At 32.0% G+C, this 18,897-nt stretch carries 10 protein-coding genes; all 10 read right to left on the bottom strand.

Going from position 1 to position 18,897, the window contains the following annotated elements; all coding sequences use genetic code 11:
* The coding region (locus N4A68_19540; protein ID MCT4566493.1) for a transposase at window positions 1-243 on the bottom strand (243 nt) is incomplete at its 3' end.
* Between the two features lie 702 nt (window positions 244-945).
* Entirely contained in the window at window positions 946-1,401 is a 456-nt protein-coding gene (locus tag N4A68_19535) for a hypothetical protein (protein ID MCT4566492.1), read from the bottom strand.
* 15 nt (window positions 1,402-1,416) lie between these two features.
* Complete coding sequence (locus N4A68_19530) at window positions 1,417-9,462, bottom strand: hypothetical protein (GenBank protein ID MCT4566491.1); 8,046 nt, start codon at window positions 9,460-9,462, stop codon at window positions 1,417-1,419.
* Between the two features lie 34 nt (window positions 9,463-9,496).
* Entirely contained in the window at window positions 9,497-11,476 is a 1,980-nt protein-coding gene (locus tag N4A68_19525; protein ID MCT4566490.1) for a hypothetical protein, read from the bottom strand.
* 291 nt (window positions 11,477-11,767) lie between these two features.
* Window positions 11,768-12,460, bottom strand: coding sequence for an ABC transporter ATP-binding protein (locus tag N4A68_19520; GenBank protein ID MCT4566489.1), 693 nt, complete (start codon window positions 12,458-12,460; stop codon window positions 11,768-11,770).
* Window positions 12,384-13,211 (bottom strand): ABC transporter permease, encoded by an 828-nt coding sequence (locus N4A68_19515; GenBank protein ID MCT4566488.1) that lies wholly within the window; start codon window positions 13,209-13,211, stop codon window positions 12,384-12,386. Before N4A68_19515 ends, N4A68_19520 begins: the two co-directional genes overlap by 77 nt.
* The gene (locus tag N4A68_19510; GenBank protein MCT4566487.1) at window positions 13,183-14,211 is read right to left on the bottom strand and encodes an ABC transporter substrate-binding protein; all 1,029 of its coding nucleotides are present in this window, start codon (window positions 14,209-14,211) and stop codon (window positions 13,183-13,185) included. The genes N4A68_19515 and N4A68_19510 overlap by 29 nt, the downstream gene beginning before the upstream one ends.
* A 20-nt stretch (window positions 14,212-14,231) precedes the next feature.
* Complete coding sequence (locus tag N4A68_19505; GenBank protein ID MCT4566486.1) at window positions 14,232-14,579, bottom strand: cupin domain-containing protein; 348 nt, start codon at window positions 14,577-14,579, stop codon at window positions 14,232-14,234.
* Between the two features lie 19 nt (window positions 14,580-14,598).
* Window positions 14,599-14,955, bottom strand: coding sequence for a cupin domain-containing protein (locus N4A68_19500; protein ID MCT4566485.1), 357 nt, complete (start codon window positions 14,953-14,955; stop codon window positions 14,599-14,601).
* Window positions 14,956-14,977: 22 nt separating this feature from the next.
* Window positions 14,978-18,850 (bottom strand): acyl-CoA dehydratase activase, encoded by a 3,873-nt coding sequence (locus N4A68_19495; GenBank protein ID MCT4566484.1) that lies wholly within the window; start codon window positions 18,848-18,850, stop codon window positions 14,978-14,980.
* Between the last annotated feature and the right edge of the window lie 47 nt (window positions 18,851-18,897).

Raw genomic sequence — 18,897 nt, 5'->3', positions numbered from 1 at the left:
TCCACATATCCTACGCATTACTTGTTCTAATGGTTCTTTACCTATTTTTAATAATACATGTACATGATTTCCCATTAGACAATAAGCATAAACTTGGTATCCACTTTTCTCTTTGTACTTTTTTATGGTTTGTATAAATTTTATACAATCTTCCTCATCTTCAAATATACTTTGACGATTTATTCCTCTCATCATTATATGATATATACCGCTTTCACTTTTTCTTCTGGCTTTTCTTGGCATAAATACACCCCTAGACAATAGTATCCCAAATTTCTACTGTTGTCAATAACTCCGTCCCCTTGACATACGTCCCCTTGACATATGTTTTTTCTCTATATCTAAACAAGCATCATCATTGACCCCATTATTATATTGAATAAATCCTTCTACTGCCTTTTTTCTATCATTATTGAATATATTAAGTGTAAAGCCTATATCAATTAGCTCTACTTTATTTACATATTCATGATAACTACTTCATTTGTATTCTTCTATATTAGTTACTAATCCAGCTTTAATAGGGTTTTGATGAATATATCGCTGGACAGTTAGGAGATATTTATCATCTTCTACGGGCTCACTTTTAAATCGATCTTGAAATAAATATGCTTTGACGATTTATTCCTCTCATCATTATATGATATATACCACTTTCACTTTTTCTTCTAGCTTTTCTTGGCATAAATACACCCCTAGATTAGGGTATCGCAGACTTCTGTTGTTGTCAACAACTCCGTACCCTTGACACTTTTTGATGGAATATTTTTCTCGTTAAGTAAACTGGTATAAAAAGTTTAATATAGAATATTATTCTTAATTTAAATTGGTAATTTACTACCAATTATACTGCTTATCTTTGTACAAATTTCAGGTAACTAGTAATTTCAAGTATTTTATAAAAAAGAGACGATTATTTTTAATTTATAATCGTCTCTCTAAAACTTATATTATTTCAATGATTAAATTGTCTGTCCATACATCATAATAATGTTTAGACATTGAAAATAATCCCTCTTGAATATTATCCACTTTTACTTTAATTGTTTCATTAGAAGAATATCCTTCTTGGGCAAAACTTGTTAAAATAATTCTAAAATTATTTATTTCTGACCTTCTTGCAATATTCTCAACTGCATTTGCAAACTTCAATATTTTTTCAGTTGGATGCTCTAATGACTCCCAATCTTCAAATTCTCCAATAAAATTATCACACTTAAATTCTATAAACTCATCTTGTATATAGTCTTTAAAATACTCTTTCTTTACCTCCCTTATTTGATTTTTATATATAATTTTAAAACCGATATTATTAAATGAAGTTACTAACTCATGTATATTTGTATCAATCTCCTCTAGGTTAAATGTGATAAATTGAGTACAATCAAAATTTTCTTTCATGCTATTTTAACTCCTTTATGGTCTATATTTGCCATTAAATAAATAATCATATAACTGTTTTATGTCTTTAGTTGTTGGAGATGTAACCCCACCATTAGTAGTTTTTGAACCTGTCCCACCATATATATTTCCATTAGGCGCACTATTTCTTGTTGGTTGATGGACATGAGGTTTTACACCTCCATGTGAGTCAGTGCCAAATCTTTTAAACTGTCCTCCTGTTCCTCTTGGATTATTATTAAATCCTGGTGAGTTAGTGTGTAATGGTATTTCTTTATCAATACTCACATTATTATTTATAAACCCTTCAAGTGTTCTTTCTCCTTCTTTAGGTTTGTATCCTTTGTTATGAATCCAATCACCTTCACCCGTCTCCCCACCATATTTCCTATAAACCTCTGAATAATCTGCCTTTGGCTTTGAAGAATTAATAGGCTTAATATTTTTAGCATAATCTCCTGCAGATACAGAAATCATTAAAGAAGTTTGTAATGCATTTCCGTATACTTCATAGGCTTCCATGAATTTAACTACATCTTCTGGTGTAAAACTTTGCCACGGTACGGTTTTATCTATATTTGTCCATGCACCGGGTGACGAACCTAAAACTATTGGATCTTCTGTATAACTTCTATTTAGATGTTCAAATAATTCTTCTTCAGTCATAAGCTTTTCTGATTTTTTTAATTTATATCCGTGCCATGGTGCCTTACCATCATACTTAGTCATTATAATGTTGTATAGGTACCGATACTGTGATAAATCCACCCCATCAACAATATATTTGCTTATTGCACCAGCTCCACCATAATCAGCCTTTTTCTCATAGTTAGTAAAGAAAATTTCTTCCTTGCTCATTTCTTCCCTTGCTCTATTAATTTTGTATCTTCTGTTATTTACCTTTTTTCTAGTCCTTTTTCTCCACTTATCTCTAGTTGCATCTGCATACTTCATGTGATCTAAATTTACATCATGATCATCGGTGTATTCATGCCCTCGTTCACGTCTTGCTTTTTCTCTTATTTCCGTGGCTTTTTCATGCCAATATTTCTTTTCTCTATTATTTTTTGCATCATACCAGTGATCCGTTGCTTCAATAATTTTATCCTGTTCTTTTTTCTTAAGTTCATAGTCACTCTTTATCCAATGCCCACTCGGGTCTATAAAGTTTACTGGGTCATTATGACAGTAGGTGTATCGGTTTAGGCTTAAAGGGTTATTCTCTTGTCCCCAGTAGCTATCCTCGGATACGAATCTTCTGTCCCTTGGGTCGTAGAATCTTGCCCTTAGGTAGTACATGCCTGCTTCTTTGTCGTAGAATTCTCCTGCATACCTGATTTCATTTGCATAACTTTCTTTTTCTTCTAGGAAGTTTCCAAAGGAATCGTAGTGGTAGCTGTTGTCTATTTGACCAGCTTGGTTTACTAGCTGTACCACATCACCATGTCCATTGTAGAGATAGTTTGCATAATTTCTATCATTATCTATTCTGGCTATGTAATCTAATCCCTTTATATATCTTTCCTTTAGATTATTTTGTTTGTCTGTTGCTAGGATCACCGATCCCCTATTATGTAAATAATTTGTTGCGTCTACCTCTACTCCTGCATTTTTTATTGTTTTCTGTGTTCTTAGATCGTCACCATTGTATTTATATTCTACTGCTTTTTCTTTTCCATCTACATTATTAATTACCCTTTTCAGTCTGTCAAATCCATCAAACTCCAGGATAGGCTGACTGATGCTTTGTGCCGTATCTCCTTGATTTAGACTTTTGCTTAGCAGTCTATTTCCCGGTGAGTATGTCATGGTTGTTACTTTGGTTGTTGTATCATTCCCTTCCCTTAGTTCTTCCACTATTTGTATTATATTGCCTACATTGTCAAAGGTATAGCTTTCATTTTTCCTAGGTGAGTCTACACTTTGGAGTCTTCCCTTATTGTCATAGTCATATCTTGTGGTTCCGTATTGATCCGTTGCCGATATCCTTCTTCCTAGGAGATCATATTCATAGGAGTATTGTGATATGATTTGGCTGTTTTGTTTGTTTATTACCTTTATTGGCTTATTGTTCTTATCGTACTCATATGCTATATTTACTCCTGAATCGTAGCTTATATTGCCTTTGTTTCCATTGATGTCATAGCTATATTCTACTATATTGGTTTTACCATCTACTTTATAGCTCACTATTTCTAATCTGTTTAAATCATCATATTCATAATACGTTTCATTATTTAGCTTATCTACTGTCCTTTTTATGTTTCCTACCCTATCGTAGCTATAGCTTAGCTCATCCACATTATCTTTTTGTATATTTCTTATTCTATATATTCTATCATATATGTATTCTGTACTTCCTGTTTCATCTGTCATTCCTATTCTGTTTCCTACTTCGTCATACTCATATTCTATTTTGTCATTTGTAACCGCATTTTCTTTGGATAATAATAGATTTCTATTATCATATTTATAGTTTATTGTATTTCCTTTCTTATCCCTATGCATTATACAGTTAAGGTTTAGATCATATTTGTAGCTTTCTGTTTTATTTTCTGGATCTATTACTTCCTTTAGTAGTCCGAAATCTCCATAGCTGTATTTTGTCAAATGATTGTTTCTATCTAGCATTTGAACTTTATTATTTGCTTTATCATAGGTATAGTTTACCTTTATATCACCTGCATCAGTAACTGTTTTCAACCTTCCAAATTCATCATAATCATATTTTTTTGTGTTGTTTAAAGCATTAATTTCTTCTGACAATTCCCCGAATTGGTTGTACTTATATTTATAGCTGTATTTATTTTTTTCCTTTGCTATGGGGTCAACAATCTGAATCAGTTTATTATTTATATTATAGGTATATTCTGTTCCATATCTTGAATCGTTGTCACTTCCCGATAAATATCCCTTGGCATCAATTTTCTTGATAAGGTTGTTATTTTCATCATAAACATTTTCTTCGATTACTTGATTCCTATTGTTTCTAGTGCGGCTTAGTCTCCCTAAACTATCATATTCGTAGCTTATTTTTTGTTTTTGGGAATTGATTATCTGAGTCCTGTTGCCTAGCTTATCATACCTATACTGAATGATATTACCTAGCTGGTCTGCCATAGCTATAGTTCTGTTCATTTTGTCATAAGCAAAGTATTGTGAATTTCCCTTAGGGTCTATCTTTCTTGTGAGATTCCCTACACCATTATATTTATAGATATTGCTTTTAGCTTGTCCACTGTGGATGAATTTTTCTTCAACTAATCTATTGAGAGAATCATATATTTTTGTTACTGCATACTCCCCTGTATCTCCTTTAAATTCCTTTGGTGAATATACCTTGATTATATTACCAAATCCATCATAATCATACTTTGTCTTTATTTGGATTTTACTAGGATATTCATTGTCCGTAAGCTTTGGTATTATATACTCATCATTAAGCATGCTTTTATCTACTAACTTTATTTCTTCCGTCAATCTATTTTGATTATCATATTGGTATTTTACTATATCATACTTATTTGTATCTCTTTGAATCCTTTGCTTTTTTATATTGCCATTTCTATCGTAGTCATATTCCGTTATGCTGCTGCCATTTAATATCTGTTTTTTTATTTGGTTATTGTCATAGTAGTTATATTCTAAACTTCTTATTAAATTTACATCCTTTGTACCAGTTGTTTGTATCCTTGCTATATTACCAATATCATCATAGGATGTTTCTCTGATACTATAATGTATTATGTCTCCTTTTTGTTCCATTGGTATTTTTTCCTGTATTAACCTATTAAGCTCATCATATGTTTTTTCTGCTATGATATTGCCTTTATAATCCGTTTCCCTTATTGGATTATTGTTTTCATCATATTCAAAGTTTTTGATATTTTTATTGGCTATTCCATTGCTGTAATTAGGATTTTTTATGGAAATTATTCTTCCTAGTCCATCATAATCATAGGTTACTGTATTCCCTAATTGATTTGTATAGGTTTTCTTTCTACCCAAATTATCATAGGTATATCTTACTATGCCCTTATCGGGATATGTTATTGTTTCTATATTATAATCCTTTGTATATGCTATTTGTACGGTGTTGCCTTCCTCATCTGTATATTCTGTGACATTTCCTACTTTATCGTATTTCAATTCTTTTGACTCAAAATATGGATTTATGATCTTAGTTATCTTGTTTAGATAGTTATACTCATACATTGTTTGTTGCTTCTTATCATTTTCTTTATCTGTTAATGTCTCTTTTATAAGGTTTCCATTTAAATCAAATTCCCTATCTATTGTTAGCTTTTTATCTCTAGAGTTTATTTTTACCAATCTATTCAATTCATCATAGGTGTAGTTTTCCCCTACCAATGAATCTATCTCAGCTAGATTGTCTTTGTTTTTATCATAATTCTCTGGAAGTATTTCCTTTATTAGATTTCCTACGTTGTCATATAGATATCTAGTTACTGCAACGTCGTTAGTACCATAGGGAGTTGTCTTTTTTATCAATCGCCCTGCGACATCATATTCAAAATGTACTTCTTTTCCCCTTGGATTTACTAGCCTTATTATATTACTTAGTCCATCATAATAGTATTTATCTTCTTTACCTAGGGCATTAGTTTTTTTAACTATTCTACCTAATTCATCATAGATGTATTTGGTAGAATTATTTTTATAGTCCCTTTCTTCTATCCTATTTCCTACATTATCATAGCTATAGCTTTTACTGTAGTATTCATTGTTATTTGGTGTTACTTCTTCTTTTACTAATCTGTCATCTATATCATAGTATAATTTTTCACTGTAGCCTTCTTCATCTGTATAGATTTCTAAATAGGGCATTGCTTGGTCATCTGTTATTTGATAATTTATTGTTTTTGATTTTAGTTCTGTATTGTTAGTGTCATTAAAGGATTTTTCTTTAAGCCTGTCAAGGGAATCATAGGTGTTTTTTATATATCTTCCATTACTATCGATTTCTTTAGTAACATTGTTCATTAAATCATATTCAAATTCTTTTATTGGAAATTGATTATTTAATTCTGCTGAAAATCCTTTTGTTACTTTATCAAATGTTATTCTGAACTCATTTTTAACTACGCTTTTAATATTATTAAATATATCTAGATTATACTCATAGGAATAGTTCTTACTAGGTTTAAATATCTGTACCTTGTATCTAGCAATAATTGTATCCCCATTATCAGAAACCTGGAGGGAACTATAGTCAGTTATGGGAAAATAATTCTTCGAAATGAGCTTTTCCAATACCATACCCTGTATATACCCTCTAAGCTCCCTTGAATGTTGCTGAACTACTACGTCCCATGTTAAGTTTTTAAGATTATAATTTTGTTCTAAATTTTTAATTATGTTTTCTTTAGAAATCCTTATAGAATATGTTTTTACTCCTTCACTATGCAAAGTTGTATCTCTTATTACTGTAACTTTATTATTTTTTCTCCACACTTCAACCCTTAGCGCTTGTGTCTGGGGATTTTCATATATTCTATTTTCAAAATATACTCTTCTGTCATTATCCTTATTTGGATAGATTGTTTTTATGATTCTATTTAAATCATCATATATATAGCTAATTGTATTGCCATTTTCATCCATGAATTTTGATCTATTACCTGTATTAAAATCATAGCTGTATCTTTTTTCTATAGTCTTATTATCAATTGTTTTATATTCTCTAGTTAAATATGCCCCCCTATGATTTACTCCATCGATGTCAGTACCATACTCAAATTGTATATTATATTTATTATCTATAGATTGTGATAATAGGTTACCATAGGAATCATAGGTGTAGTTAGTTATTCTTCCCTTGCTACTGTAATCTTCTTTATAGCTCTCAAGGATTTTAGTTATGTTACCCTTATTATCCGCATTATAATCTTCTCTACATTTAGTAGAATCGTCTTTATACCATTCCTTGGTTTTTTTAGCATGGTATTTATCAGTATAGTAGGTATACTTGATTGTATTTTTATCATCTGTGGGCTTATTATTGCTTCTATTTGCTAAGGGACCTGTATAACTAAGTAGATTACCATATTCATCATAGCTAAAATCTTCTATTTTACTGATAGAATTATCACCTACACTGCCATCAGCTACTTCAAATTCCTTTGTTATCTTTTTCTTAAGCTGTCCTTTTTCATCATAAGTGAATTCCTTATTTATTTTATGGTCTAATCCCCTATCACAAACTTCTATCAGTTCGTGATTCCCATTATATGTAAAGGCTTTTTTACTATATGGATACTGTACCTCTACATTGTATCTGTAGGTATTTTTTAGATAGTCATCATCATTTTTCTTATATCCACTGACACCATACCCCGATGGTTCATTGGAATAATTATAATTGATTTGTTTCTTATTTTCATAAGTAAACTCATTAGTTGATGTATTAAGGTTCTGCTGTAATATTATCTTCTTTCCAACCTTCGAATATTGAAGTTTACCAGTATCTCCTAATTTCCTAGTCCCTTCTATATATTCATATTTGTCTATCCTATTGTTTCTTGCGTATTTAACTTCAGTTATAAGGTTATATGTATTGTATTTACTATATGTGTTTCCAGAGTAAGTTATCCCTAGATTTTTACTCTTCCAACTGTATACATATTTAGCATAGTCCTTGTACTGTCTATCGCTAGTACTCTTTAGCTTTTCTAAGCTATACATTAACCTTGTGCTTAATACTTCACCTTCTTCAGTCATGGAAAGACCGGATTTGCTGTATCTTATCTTTTTATTTCCTGGAAGAAAAATTTCTACGTCAAACTTGCCTTCTAAATCCGTTGAATATTTACCATTTGCTAATTTTTTAGGTGTAAAATTCAAATCAGAATTATATTGTATATTTACCTCTCTACCCACTGTATCTATTATCTTACTTATTAACAATCTCTTGAAAACTGTATTTTTCACTTTATGTGCATCAAAATACTGATAGTAAAATTTTATCTCATTATTATATCTATCCTTTATCCCCAGTATTCTTCCGTCACTTGAAAAATAGGTTTTCTTTCCATCCTTTTCTATAAGTACATATCTAGATTTAGAATTATAACTACTTATATCGGTTTGTCCACTTGTATAAGTTGTATCTTCTTTAAAGGAAATATCCTTTAGTTTATGTCCATCTATGACATATTCATTATTTTTCTTCTCTATTTGATAAACTTTACCTGTTTCAGAATGAAGAAAAATGCCACTATTTGTATTAGTTATCTCTAAACTTGGAAATGAAAATCGCATTCCTATACCTAGGTTATATCTTTTGTCATAATAGGTTTCTAAATCCCTTGGATTATTAATTATAAAGTTAGAGCTAAAAATCTCATCTTTAATTTCATTTCCTATTAATCTAGCTTTTGTATTCCAAACATGGGCATGACCACTCTTGTAAATCCTCTTCAGCTCAAGGTCTAATCCATTTCTACCAGGTAGAACATAGTCAGTATGGATTAATGTAAGTTCACCGGTTCTTGGATCTATATCTTCTACTGCTTCATAGTCATCTTTGTATGAATTCATAATATCTACATTATATTGAGCCTTTGGAGTGGCTATTTCATTTAGATACTTTTCTGTTTCACTTGTATATGCTGACATCAAGCTAGGCCTATTAGCTCTAAATAATAGACCTTTACCGCTTCTAAGGCTTTCACTCAAGTTAAATTTTACATTTGATTCTTTATTATTTAAGATCGGTACTATCTGTATTGGAGTCTCTTCTTTCTTTAGTTCAATCTCTTTTATTTCTTCTTGATTATCACTATCTTGAATCACTTTATCATAGTCAATATCCACATCATCAAATTCGCCAGTATCTTCTTCTTCAATAACCTCGATTTTGAAATCCTCCGTATTGCCAAAGGGATTTTTATCATTCTCTATCAATTCTTTATCTTGACTTAGATTTTGAATCCCTTCTTCTTTAATAAATTGATGTATATCATCTGCATATATAGGAGTCACCTGGGCAACAATTATTGTAAATATTATAATATAGCTTATAATTCTCTTTAATCTCATATAAATACCTCGCTTTAAATTGATCTATATATTTTTAGTTATTATATTTATGTATTAGATATTCTATATATATATCATCTAGGGATGATCCTTGTATCAATTTTTCGACTACATAATCTACATTTTTATTTATCTCCTGTGAAAATCTAATAACAATATAGGTCTCATCGGATGATAAGCCATATTTTATTGATGTATCATTAAACAAATCATCGTCAACATTTGCATTTTCAAGAGTTTCATTTAACCTAAGAATATTAAATTTGATTTTTATATCCTCCCATGAATTTGTTTCCCTAAGCTGCATTATATAGTGGAAAATATCTTTATCTCCACTAAGGATATCTTCGTTATTTATTGGATTTGTCAATGTTATAAGTTCCTCTTTCTTTTCTAATACTGTTTGCTGTGTTTTCAAACCCCCACCATTTGAATCTTCTGAGATAGTATCCCTTAATTTTGAAGGTTTTGTTTCTTTAGGTTCATTGGATTCCATGGTCTCCACAATATTTTCTTCTTCATCTTCAATTTCAATAATATCTTCTTCTGATCCTCTATCTGATTCATCCTGGGAATCCTGTTTTTCTTCTAAAGCTTGATCCTCTGTTTTTATTGAATCCTCCACTGAAACGTCATTTTCATTAGTTTCTATAGGCTCTTCTGTTTCTTCTTCATCTATATTCTCTTGTGTAGGTGTTTCTTTCTCTATAGTTTCTTCCTTCTCTATAGTTTCTTCTTCTGCCAAATTTTCAATTATTTTTTCCTGTACTTGTACCTCTTCTGTAGATTCTTGTTTTTCATCTACTTCAAAGTCTTCGTTTTCTCCAATTTCTTCTGAATTTTCCTTAGATTCTAATATCTTAGCTTCCTCTGGCTTACTATCTTTTTCTTCTAGGATTTTTTCATCCTCTTTATTCTCTTCTATGGATTGCTCTTCATCTTCTTTCTCTTTTTTACTAAACTCTTGTTTTTCTTTTACCCCTTGATCAATATCATCAGCTTCTGATATCATGGCTTCCTTTGGCTTATTATCTTTTTCTTCTAAAGTTTTTTCATTATCTTTATTCTCGTCTACGAATTCGTCTTCCGATTCTGTGATAATTCCATCAGGATTGTTTTTTTCGTTTTCTTCATCTACTATTTTTATACCTTTATCATCTGCTAAGCTTTTAGATTCATTAACTTCTTTTACTGATTCTTTATTTTCAGGAATCACCTTTTCCTCTGGCAACTCTTCTTTATTCTCTTCTATAGTACTTTCTTCAATATCATTTGTGGTGGATATTGTTTCTTCTTTATTTGTTTTATCAATTGTTTCCTCTAGGTTAATATTGTGTTGTAATTCCTCATTTTTTTCTTTAACCGTTTCTTCTGAAGAATCATTTTCTATTAATTCATTTTCCCTATCAACTGCTTCTTTTAAATCAGAACCTTCTTTCTGTAACTCTTCATCGACTTCTTCCTTAGCTGCACTCTCCTGTAAGTCTTTATGGAGTTCTAAGTTATTGTCCACTTTTGTTTTTTCATTGTAGTAACAATTGAAATCTAGCAATTTATTTATGCTGTATGTAACTTCGCCTGCTATTACAATATCTTCAAAGGTTAGTTCTGTATTTTCGATTATATCCTTTATTTCATCAAATGAAATATCCGGTTGAATACTGTTGCTTTCTGTATTTTGTATATATTCTTTCAATACTTCTTCCAAGTTTTTGTTTTTAGCTAATTGCAATATCTTTTCAACCTCATCTAGGGTCCCGTAGTTATGAAATAAAAATTCATAAACCACCAAGACATCCTTGTCTTTATATCCTTTATTAACAAGTTCTTCTAATATTTCCTCATATTTAGGTTGTATTTTAAATTTTTCTTTTAATTCCTCAATAAGCTTCACTTCATTTTCATTACCTATTTTTATTTTTTGAGCTTCTTCATTATATGCAAGACAATTAATGGGAAGCAAAAAAACCATTATTAAAGAAATCGTGGTTAATATCTTGCTATTTAATTTCATAAAATTATTTCCTCCCTTAAAATTTTTTGTGATTCTAAATAAAACTTAGTGATAATTCAGCTTTCATAAACATGCTATGGAATGATTTTATTTTTCTACTGTTATCATTTTTTTCCCACCCCTCGACACCAAGTTACAATTTTTGCCCGAGTTATATTATACTTATTCCCCATGTATAAATTTGTCATTTTTTGTTGTCGAATATTATTTTTTTTTGACTTTTTTGTAACAAAAGAATAAGGGCAAACCTCACAAATTTTACATCAATTCATGAAGTCTGCCCCTAATATTCTATTTCACAAGACAACTAATTATTTCATTTCTTATTTTAATTAACATTTCATTCTCTAAGCTTCGTTCTCTTTTTAAAGCTTTTATCTCAAATTCCTTTATTACCTTTGTGGGTGTATGGGATAACACCAGTATTCTATCCCCAAGTAGAAGAGCTTCGTCGATTTCATGGGTAACAAAGATTATTGAATTTTGCTTTATCTCCCAAAGATTTAATAGGTGGTTAATCATGGCAAATCTCAGATTGTAATCAAGGGATTTAAAGGGTTCATCCATAAGCAATAACTTTGCTTCATAATTAAATGCCCTTGCAATGGAACATCTTTGCCTCATTCCACCACTTAATTGTGATGGATGATAGTTTTCAAATCCTTTGAGTCCCACCTTGTCTATTAATATTTTCATTTGTTCCCTTGAAGCTTTCTTATTCACAGCAAGAATATTTTCATACACTGTCTTCCATGGAAGTAATCGATCCTCTTGAAATACATAACTGATTCTTTCACTTTTATTTAAAAAATCTCCCTTAGAAGGCTGAATAAGTCCCGATATAATATTAAGCATTGTAGATTTTCCACATCCAGATGGCCCGATTATACATACTATCTCTTTATCATTAATATCTAGGGAAAAATCTTTTAATACTACATAATCGCCAAATACTTTTTCTATTTTGTTCATTTGCAAAATCATAGTTTTCCCCTTTACTCCTAAAATCAAATACTATATCTATCAATTTTTGAGAAAAATATCCTAACACAATAACAATAATTGTCCAAGCCAGCACCTTACCAGTCTCAATATTTAATCTTGAATTAGTTATTTGGGCTCCAATTCCAGTACTTGAACTCAAGACTTCTCCCATAATTACCAATTTCCATCCTAATCCAACTGCTATTGTAATTCCAGATTTCAAATAGGATTTTAATGATGGAAGTGTAATTTCAAAAAGCACTTGTTTTTTTGAAAACCCAAAAATATTGCCCATTTCAATTAGTTTAGGATCAATGTTTTCAAATCCTTCTACAATATTAATTATGAGTATAGGTATACTAGCGATAAACACAATAAATACAGTGGCCTCTCCATCTAGTCCAAACCATATCATGGCAAGTGCTAACCATGATATGGGGGGTGTGGCTTGTATAATATGAAATATGGGCTCAAATAGATTACTAATCCTTTTATTGGCACCTATTAAAAGTCCTAAAATTCCTCCTAATAAAATGGCCCCTGATAGCCCTATAAATAGTCTTTTGAGAGTAATGAACACATCCCTAAAAAAACCAGCATCCATTAAAACATCCCCTGTGGATTTTAATGTTAAAATAGGGCCTGGAAGGATTATGGGGGAGTAGACCATCGATAATCCTCCCCAAATAATCAATATTACAATTAGAGTTTTAAGTATGTCCCTATTTTTCTTCGTAATAATAGTTTTCATCTGGAGTTTTCCCCCCGATACTATCTGCATTAAAATTTAATAGGGTTTCATAATATTTTTCTAAATCCTTCTTAGCATCACCAGCTAGTTTATAATTAAGCCCTAGGGTTGACATGGATTCTTGTATCAAAGCCCCCTTCAGTCCAAGATGTTTTTCTACTAATTGTGATGCCTCCTTAGGATTTTCCAACGTCCATGCAAGGGCCTTTTCATATTCTTTTTCAAATAAGGCTACCAACTCTTTATTGTCCTTTAGGAACTTGTTATTTGTGGCTATACCTGCATTTGGTATATCATACTCTTCTCCCTCTAATTTCTTCCATTCCTTCATATAATCAAAGATCACTCTTACATTTTCATTTCCCATCTTACTCGCAGTTATAAATGGTTCAATATTCATTGCATACTCAATCTCTCCTGCCTTCATTAGCTGTGCAATTTCCGCTGGTGTTGAATATGCTATCTCAATATCTTCTCCTACCTTTAATCCATATTGCTTTAAGAAATGTTGTGTAACTATATCTGGCGGAGCGCTTTTAAATGGTACATACAATTTCTTACCCTTCAAATCTTCCCATTCATTGCACTCTGGATCACTAGTGGATAGGTACATAACACCCCAGGTGTTTACGTTTGTAAGTTTTATATCAACGCCCTTATTGTATAGCTTGGCTGACACATTAACTGGTATAGCTAAAAATCCATATTCTGAACCCGTAGCTGTAGCCAATAATTCCTCAACACTATTCCACACCTTGAAATCAATTTTTACATTTTCTCCAAGGGCATTTGTTTCCATCATCCTAAGTAGTGGAAATGTTGGAGGTGCCTTGGGTCCACCCATAACAATGGTTATTTCTTTGTCTGGAATTTCTGATGATTGTTCTATGTCCTTTTTCTCTGATAAATCTTTACCCACGGTATTTTCTGATTTATCACATCCAAAAAACAATGTAATACTCAAAGCTAGAATCAAAATAAATGCCACTCTTCGTCTCATGATCTTCCTCCCATTCTCCACTATTTTTGTGTTTTTACTATAATGATCATTATTTTTGATTTTTCCACTGCATCAAGACTGTGAAGTACATTGGAAGTAACCACTATGGTTTCTCCTGCTTTAACCATGGATTTTGTTTTTTCATCAATAACCACCTCGGCTTTTCCCTCATATACATATATCATGGTATCCCCTGGCATTGAATAGGCACTTATGCCTTCACCCTTATCAAAGGCAAACAGGGTTAAACTAAAATCCTCTCTTTGAACAAGGGTACGACTTTCAACGCCTCCTTCCACATATCCAATCAAATCTTTAAAATTAAATATTTTTTTAAAATCTATATTTTTGATATATTTTTCTTCCATAAATAAAATCCCCCATGTACTATTTATTTTTTTTCTCAGGCTTTACCACAATAAGCATCATTTTAAATTTTTCTATTGCCTCTAGGGCATGGGGAATATTTGCAGGCATAACCGTTGTGTTTCCCTCTGATAATACGACCTTTGTATCCTCCCCAATCTTTATTTCAACACTTCCTTCAATTATATATACCATTGCATCCCCCGGTGCAGAATGTGTACTCAATCCCTCACCTTTATCAAAGGCAAATAATGTTATACTGAGATCACTTCTTTGTACAAGGGTCTTACTACTCACCCTACCCTCTGAATAGTCTATTAAATCCTTTAATTTTAAAACCTCTTCAAATGGTACATTCTTTAAATATTTTTCTTGCATTTTAGATCCTCCTCGTAATTTTTTAGATATAATAAATGAAATTTTGAATTTTTTCATCATTTCCACTATGTTTACTACCATCAAAGGATAATTCCATGACGGGATAATTAAATTCTTTTTGATACTTATCCTTTAAAAGCTTTAATATGGTTCCAGTATTTTCATACATGGAATTCAAAATCAAAGCTCCATTTATTGTGGCTGGGCATCTAAACTGTTTAATCATCCTATATCTCCCATTTCCGCCACAATATAATGGCAATTTGGAATCAGCTATTTTTATCATTTCATCCAAGTCCTTATCAAATGGACTATATTCCTGTAATTCTTCTGAAATACGGTTCATTACCTTCTTCATATTTGTCAAATTATCTTTCAATAATTTATGGTTACTTTTTTCCTTTTTTAAATAATCTGTCCATCTAAAAAACATCATCTCAGAAATAGGAACATAATAGACCTTATTTTTAAGCTCAAGTTTTTCAAGTTGATGGTTATTAAGGAGAGGGTTAAATACTATACTCAATTCTCCTAGGGCATATATGAATTTCCCATAGCTCTTCCTTGATAATTGATTGTAGATATGCTTAGATATTTTAAGAAGTACCTCCTCGTTAAATGTTCCAGCTTCAATACTATTTAATATTTCTTTTAAATAGTCATTTCTATGCTCTTTATCGGAAGCCATAATAAGGTCTCCTGCAACTAATATCAATCCAAAATCCAAGCCATATTCTTCATCCCCCAACAAATCCTCTATAAATGGTGATTCCACCGTTATATTTTCATGTCCAGCAAGTTTGATCTTTTGCTTTAATAGTCTACTATATTGACCAAAGGCCTCACTCCCTTCGGTTTTAGGAACCCATATACTTGTATTTTTCCTTTTCATTCCTTCTATCTGTGAAAATACATCCCCTAATAAAGCCGTTAGGGATACATACTCCTTTGTCGTGGAGTATCTTTTCCCAATCTCCAAGGATTCTTCATCAGTGGGCAGCAGGATTTTTGCATCAATGTCTCTTTTTCTAAACAAACTCTGTAGTAAATTACTGTAGGGATATAAATAGGGTATATATATACTTCTTTCGCATATTTCCCTAGTATCTCTTATATTGCTACACGCCCTATCCCTTTCACCATTAACCCTATTGTCCTTTAAGCTATCTACAAAGGCTTCAATTCGTGTCATTACCCCAACATTTGATGCATGTTCATCGACCTCTAAATGAAGATATGGCTTATCCTTCATTTCTTCCTTAAAATAGTGACTTAAAATTGTATCCGGCCCACATCCATGGTTTGTAAGATATATGGCATAAAGATTCTTGCTCTCTTTTACAATTCTCGCCCCGGATAGGATATGCTGTCCAAAGGGCCAATACATATTAGGATACTCCCCAGATAAATCATAACTGTGGGCAGGAAGATTGGATAACGTAAGGACTTTATAGCCCATCTCCCTTAGCCTTCGTGGAATTCCCATATTGAGCCCTTTATCTGCTATTCCGTAGGTTCTAGTAATTATTACAAAGGCCTTTTCATCTTCCTTTAGATTATCAATAACCTCTTTTCCTAAATTCTCAACTTCATCTTGAAATTGTTTAAATCTTTTCATTCCCTTTGCTATGGCTAATGTGGTTTGCCCACTATTTTTACCAAGTTCTTTTCCCAATTCCATAAGGGTCTTCATCATGTATTTCTTACCAAACTTAAAGGAAAGGGCTGGAGATAGAAGCTTGATGCCCTTGCCCCTCAAATCCATTACCTGTGACACAATTTGAGGAGCAGTTTGCATATATACGCAGGCATAATCTTCTCTGGTATTGGATATTTCGTGCTTCATAGTATACAAACTTGGTAAAAATACATAATCTACACCTTTATTAATTAGCGTGGCAACATGGCCATTGATAAGCTTTATGGGATAGCACGTCTCATCCAGTGAATACCCTTGACTAAGGGCAACAATATCTTCATTAGTTACTTCAGATAATACAACATTAAAGTCTAGCTCCTTGAAGAACACATTGAATAGGGGAAATAATTTGTGGATAAATAGAACTCTGGGAATGCCAATAGTAGGTTTATCCCCATGAATTTCCCCAGTATACCCTTTTAAAAACAGTTTCTCAATTTCACCTTCAATATCTTCTGTTTCATTGTATATTGATCTTTCATTTTCACCCTTTTCAACCTCTTCTTTGGTTAATAATGCAGCACCATAGGCCCCTGTGACACTAAAAAATGGGGGAACTACAATTTCCTTGCCAAGTACTGCCCTAAAACCATTAACCACAGCTTGATTATGGGCTATTCCTCCCTGGAGAAAAATTTTATTTCCTATGGGCTTATTACCAACTACTCGGTTTAAATAATTATTGACAATGGAATAACTAAGCCCGGCTGTGATATCTACTTTGCTTCTTCCTTGGGATATGGCCTTTGAGATATTCCCTTCTATGAAAACTGTACATCTATCTCCTAAATTTAGGGGCTTATTTCCCTGTAATGCAACTTTCTCATATTCCTCTATAGGTATTCCTAGCTTCTTAGCTTGTTCTTCGATAAATGAGCCTGTACCAGCAGCACAAATTTTATTCATCTCGAAATCAACAACCCTGCCATCTTTTATGCTTATATATTTTGAATCTTGACCTCCTATTTCAAAAATGGTATCCACATCTTCATCTAGCTCTACAGCACCCTTTGCCTGTGCAGTAATCTCATTTATGATAAGGTCTGCACCTATTTTCTTACCAATCATATTTCTACCTGAACCGGTTGTTCCTATGCCTCTTATCCTTAGCCTCCCATGAAACTCATCTTGTATGGATTCCATACCAAGCTTCACAGCTTTTTTAGGATTCCCCTTGGTTCTCAAATATCTATAGGATAAAACATTCCTATTACCATCGATTAGTACAACATTTGTACTGGTAGAACCCACATCTATTCCAATATAGCCTGGGACAATATCCTCCACAGGAATTTTACACATATGTTTATCTAAACTATCCTTATCTCCATATTTTTTAAGGGGTTCATAAACCAGCCCATCTTCATTTATTCCTTCTATTTCCTTTATCCCATTAATTAGTTCTTCCAAAGTACATATCATACTGTTGTCACTGCCCAATAAAGCCGCACCTAAAGCTCCCATATTGGAACAGACACTGGAAACGATCATATCCTCATTAGAAAATTGAAGGATATCCTTTAATGCCTTTATTACACCTTCATTATGTCCTACTCCACCCACAAACATTACTGGCTTTTCCACCTTGATATGCTGAACTACATTAGCTTTATAGTTTCTAGCAAGGGCATAGGACAACCCAAGTAATATATCTTCAGTTTTTACGCCCTCCTGCTGATGGTGGATCATGTCTGTCTTAGAAAACACACTACACCGTCCTGCAATTCTAGGTATTTTTGTAGCCCTTCTTATATAGCTTGAATATTCATCAAGCTCTATGCCTAATCGTGATACCTGTTCTTCTAAAAAAGAACCTGTACCAGCTGAACAACTTGAATTCATGGAAAATTTTATATTTGCCCTAGAATCCTTTGAAAAACCTGTTATAAACCTAGAACTCTGAGCCCCTATTTCCATGATAGATTTAATATTTTCGTCGGTATAAATAACCCCTTCAATCAACGCTGAAATATCATTAATATGATATTTTTCAAATAACTTACCATGTTCTCCCGTAAAGCCTATATAGGATTCCTTTATATCAAACTTACTTTGTATATCCCTTAGCACTTGCTTTAATAATCCTTTTACATTACCATGATGGAATAAACAACTATCAAATACTTGTTTCCTTTGGTCACTTATAACTATACATTTCAATGTAGAATAGCCTATATCAATTCCAATGCTGTACATAACAACCTCCACAGATAATGATAATCCATATCATTTACATTTTATTA

This window comes from Maledivibacter sp., from assembly GCA_025210375.1.
Lineage (GTDB): Bacteria > Bacillota > Clostridia > Peptostreptococcales > Caminicellaceae > JAOASB01.
This window is presented reverse-complemented; position numbering and strand designations above follow the sequence as displayed.

Coding starts and splice junctions, on each gene's coding strand:
- N4A68_19535 (MCT4566492.1), bottom strand. CDS start 1,401: ATGAAAGAAAATTTTGATTGTACTCAATTTATCACATTTAACCTAGAG.
- N4A68_19530 (MCT4566491.1), bottom strand. CDS start 9,462: ATGAGATTAAAGAGAATTATAAGCTATATTATAATATTTACAATAATT.
- N4A68_19525 (MCT4566490.1), bottom strand. CDS start 11,476: ATGAAATTAAATAGCAAGATATTAACCACGATTTCTTTAATAATGGTT.
- N4A68_19520 (MCT4566489.1), bottom strand. CDS start 12,460: ATGATTTTGCAAATGAACAAAATAGAAAAAGTATTTGGCGATTATGTA.
- N4A68_19515 (MCT4566488.1), bottom strand. CDS start 13,211: ATGAAAACTATTATTACGAAGAAAAATAGGGACATACTTAAAACTCTA.
- N4A68_19510 (MCT4566487.1), bottom strand. CDS start 14,211: ATGAGACGAAGAGTGGCATTTATTTTGATTCTAGCTTTGAGTATTACA.
- N4A68_19505 (MCT4566486.1), bottom strand. CDS start 14,579: ATGGAAGAAAAATATATCAAAAATATAGATTTTAAAAAAATATTTAAT.
- N4A68_19500 (MCT4566485.1), bottom strand. CDS start 14,955: ATGCAAGAAAAATATTTAAAGAATGTACCATTTGAAGAGGTTTTAAAA.
- N4A68_19495 (MCT4566484.1), bottom strand. CDS start 18,850: ATGTACAGCATTGGAATTGATATAGGCTATTCTACATTGAAATGTATA.